The organism is uncultured Gimesia sp. (genome assembly GCF_963976445.1).
Classification (GTDB): Bacteria; Planctomycetota; Planctomycetia; order Planctomycetales; family Planctomycetaceae; genus Gimesia.
Genome location: NZ_CAXBKP010000057.1, coordinates 1 through 3,863 on the forward strand (window position 1 = coordinate 1; position 3,863 = coordinate 3,863).

A 3,863-nucleotide genomic window follows, 5' to 3' on the forward strand; every position below is an offset into this window, starting at 1 on the left:
AAAAAACGTAGTGCAACTCTCATGGAGGATTTTTATGGGCTGGGACGTGAAAAAAGGAGGACGTAAGTACTATTACCAAAGCCAACGCGTTGATGGCAAAACTGTGAAAATCTACAAAGGCCCCGGAAAAAAGGGGACGGGCGCCGAGCGTCAGGATCAGGAACGCCGTCTGAAACAACAACGAGACCAACAGCACTGGGAAACCAAAATACATCAGATTGAGCGTGCAAGTGCCCCTACAGCCGAATTAGGACAGTTAGCCACAGCATTGTTCAAGGCGATCCTGATCATTAGTGGGCACTATCTACACAATGGACACGAATGGAGGAGACGAAAGTCAAATGACTGAATCACAGGATAAATATCCAACGAAAGCAGATTGGGATGCTCTTAATATTTTAATAGGGAAGGCTAATCAAGGCGCCCCTGAAGCGATCAGAGAGTTACAACAGTTTCTGGATGAGCGACCACAAATCTGGAATAAGATCGGAGACGTTGCAAAAATATCCGAGTCGGCCTGGATCACACTGATTGCGAACGGCGACTGTATGCTCAAAGAGTCGCTCAAGAAAAAACTGACTGTCCTTAAGGATGAGATCCTGGACGGATCAACTCATATTTTTGATCAGATGCTGGCAGAAGTGATTCAATCGACCTGGCTGGAATTGCATTACCTGCTGAGAGTCGATGCTGATGCCACCAACAGAACTGCAGGCCAGAGCACCTTGATGATGAAACGCCTTGAATCCGCACAGCGCAGGCACACTTCAGCCATCAAGCAGTATTGCCAGATCAAAAAGCTGTTGCCCGGTGATAACCGTCAGCCCGATATCAGTATCTTTCAGCCCCGGCAGGACAGTGCTTGAGTTTGCCAGGCTCTTCTGTCTCACAAGGAATAAAACGACAACATATACTGATATCTGAAATTCTGAAAAGATCGACAGGGCTTCCAACCTGACAGGAGTTGAATTTAATGGCAGGCTGGAAGCTTATCGTACTATTCGATTCTCATTACCCGCTAGACTTTACTCTACCGTGGAAGCTCGCAAAACGGTCTTCCCTTTCCGATCGACCAAGTGCAGCAAGCCTTTCCCGTCGATGTGGTACTTTTTCGTTTTCTGCAACGCAATCAGGAAATTAGACTCCTGGTCCATCAACGCAGGTGGACCGGCGGCTCGCGTTGTTACTGGTCTTTCCTCAAATTCAATGTTCAGACTGCCAAGTTTTGCCTTGGCTATAAATCGGTTCACTCCAGTGTTGCCAGTTACAGAACCGTCTTCAGCAATCTGAATTGTTGTTTGAGCATTGTCGATCACACCCCTACCTTCAATGTCTTCGATCAGCCATTTGCCGAAGAGGGATCTTTCTTCCGTCGATGATTGGGAGTTAATGACACTCTCAAAACTTTTTGCCAGTTCTGCTATACCAGCTGCTGCCACTTCTGCGTCTTGTTCGCCAGTGGCACCGCCCACACCGATCGCGCCGATGACTTGTCCGTCGTAAATGATCGGAATACCTCCTTTTAGAGTAGTAAACTTTCCGCCACTGACTGCTGCGGCGTTCTCAACAGCCAGACTCAGATGCGTATTGACGGCATCTGAGTTTGGCAATGGACCGGTCGGCCCTCGTTTGGTTGCCGCTGATGTCGCTTTAGTGATCGACGTATAAACGCTTCCTGGTCTAGCACCATCCATGCGCGCGAATGCCAATAGATGTCCGCCATCATCGACGACAGCAATGTTGACCTGAACGCTCATCGCGCCCGCCTGCCTGCGACTCGCGATAATTGCCCGCTCAGCTCCCGCCAGCGTCAATTGTGCCCGATTTGTTCGCACGAGTGGTTGCTCATTTTTGGATGCGACCGTTGTCTTGTCCGGTTGTGCCGACGCAGTATTGACTCCAATCAGAATAATCAAAACGACGGAACAAGTGAGAACGGGTTGTCTTTGTATGGCATTTCTTAACATTAGTTGTCCTTTTTTAGTTTCATAGATCTTCAGTCTAATTCCGTTTTCAATTCACGCCCGTTGCGAATCGGTGCAATTTCATCGTTGACGACTATCCTGCCGTAACACGAGGGATGTTGCGATTGTATGGGGAAGGTCTGCAGCTGCATCTCGTGACCATCTTACTGGGCCTTTCGTTCTGGACCCTGCTCTGGGGAAGGGAGTAGCCACGTGGTAGGCTCTACCCCGCCCGGGCTGCGTCTATTTACTCTGTCGGTTTCCTGCTGTCATACAGCCGTTTAATCTACGGTCAGGTTATTGGACGCTACGGTTCCCTGATCGAATTCGACGGTACCTGACACCAGGTTATCGGTAACCTGAATCTCTTTACCACCGGTGATCCGGATTGCGAAGTTTTTTTTGCCTTCGGTAATGAGGCAGTCGGAAATACGGGACTGCTTGACGTTCTGCATCAGGATGCCGCCGTTTTCACACTGGCGGATCGAACAGTTTGTGATGTTCATTCTCGCGCAGTTTTCCAGAATCAGACCGGCAGGAACACCTTGGGTCGCCAGGATATTCAGCGCGTTAAGTGTGCAGTCGGTGCAGTCCTTGAAGACGTTTGCGTTTTTTGTTTGCGCCCGATAGACAGGATTGCGGTCCAGTAGATTCGATCCGAGAACAATGTAAGACGAATCTTCTACCAATAAATTGTGTTCGTACGCTTCCCAGAGAGTGTTACCGGTTATCGTGATGCCACGGGCGTGCTTGAGGTGAATATTGACGGAAACTTCACTCATCGCATTATCGGCGATCGCAAAGTTACCCACTTTGCGTGGGTCTTGAACACCATTACCAATGAACCTTACGTTCGCCGAATCGGGTGCGTCGTGCGTGTGTTGAATTGTACAACCGAAGATGGCACCTTCCTGCAGTAAGCCTTCGGATATATCGAATAGAATATTGGCCGTTGGCTGCGTTTCCTGTCCCATATTGCCTTCGATGTCACAGTTGCCGATCTGAATATTGCAGATTTCACTCTCGCGAACCACAATTCCTCCCTGCTTGTTGTAGCTGATATGCGAGTCGGAAATGTTGATTTGATGCAGGTTCAATTTCTCAAGATAAATGCCGATTCCTTCATTATCATACAGATGACAGTCGTCGATAGAGACATTCCGGTTGCGTCCGTAAAGATGAATTCCATGCAGTGCCTTGCGTACGACCAGCCGCGTGATGGTGAGCTGCATGGTCTTCGACGCCGCCACTCCGATGGCTTCAGGATGTTTGCCGACGATTTCGATGCCGTCAACCATGGGAGTTCGCTCCTGATCCCAGACGACTGGTTGTACGGTTTTGGGATTCGCCGTTCCGTTGTGTGAGCCGATGAAATGAAACGCGGGGCCAGCCCCTTCCATCAGTATCGTTGCTGTGCCATCACCGGAAATGGAAGTTGGACCGACTTTGGTCAAATCGATGACTACTGGCCTGGTAAAGCGATACTGACCGCGGGGAAATCGCAGTGAGCCGACCGCAGCGTCGACGATCTTCTGAATCGTGGCCGAGTCATCGGTTTTGCCATCCCCTTTGGCACCCAGGTCCAACACAGTTTTCCCGGTGCTACCTTTGTGAGACTCTGGCTGCGAAGTCGTCTGAGACTGCGAGGCAACAGGAAGAATCAAGTACAGGCCCAGCAGCACCACAGCCACTATACACGCGGGAACGAAAGTTCTGGATTTCATTGGAACGGCTTTCCATCGGGAGAAGTTCAGGCAGGAATTCGCAGACGCTGCACACAGCGCAATACTTATCATAGTTTTAAAAAAACAGCGTTGAGTCTATGCAAGCGGGGAGAGAGGATCAACGGCTGAGGAGCAATATTATGGTAACCACAGGCTCCCATTTAATACGCGATAT

Annotated in this window: 4 protein-coding genes; 2 read left to right on the top strand and 2 right to left on the bottom strand. The window is 49.7% G+C overall.

All coding sequences use genetic code 11. The features are described from left to right. Together AAC022_RS27000 and AAC022_RS27005 are read left to right on the top strand one after the other, a co-directional pair. Positions 1-349 (top strand): hypothetical protein (locus tag AAC022_RS27000; protein WP_339736418.1); only part of this gene is annotated, 349 nt, incomplete at its 5' end. Continuing rightward, positions 342-866 (top strand): hypothetical protein, encoded by a 525-nt coding sequence (locus tag AAC022_RS27005; RefSeq protein ID WP_339736420.1) that lies wholly within the window; start codon positions 342-344, stop codon positions 864-866. The genes AAC022_RS27000 and AAC022_RS27005, both read left to right, overlap by 8 nt. Before the next feature lie 159 nt (positions 867-1,025). Here AAC022_RS27005 and AAC022_RS27010 read toward each other — a convergent pair whose 3' ends face one another. Both AAC022_RS27010 and AAC022_RS27015 read right to left on the bottom strand, forming a co-directional pair. Beyond that, positions 1,026-1,967, bottom strand: a complete 942-nt coding sequence (locus AAC022_RS27010) for a heme-binding protein (RefSeq protein ID WP_339736422.1) — start codon at positions 1,965-1,967, stop codon at positions 1,026-1,028. 278 nt (positions 1,968-2,245) lie between these two features. Next, entirely contained in the window at positions 2,246-3,688 is a 1,443-nt protein-coding gene (locus AAC022_RS27015; RefSeq protein WP_339736424.1) for a right-handed parallel beta-helix repeat-containing protein, read from the bottom strand. Positions 3,689-3,863: the final 175 nt, after the last annotated feature.

Coding starts and splice junctions, on each gene's coding strand:
- AAC022_RS27015 (WP_339736424.1), bottom strand. CDS start 3,688: ATGAAATCCAGAACTTTCGTTCCCGCGTGTATAGTGGCTGTGGTGCTG.
- AAC022_RS27010 (WP_339736422.1), bottom strand. CDS start 1,967: ATGTTAAGAAATGCCATACAAAGACAACCCGTTCTCACTTGTTCCGTC.
- AAC022_RS27005 (WP_339736420.1), top strand. CDS start 342: ATGACTGAATCACAGGATAAATATCCAACGAAAGCAGATTGGGATGCT.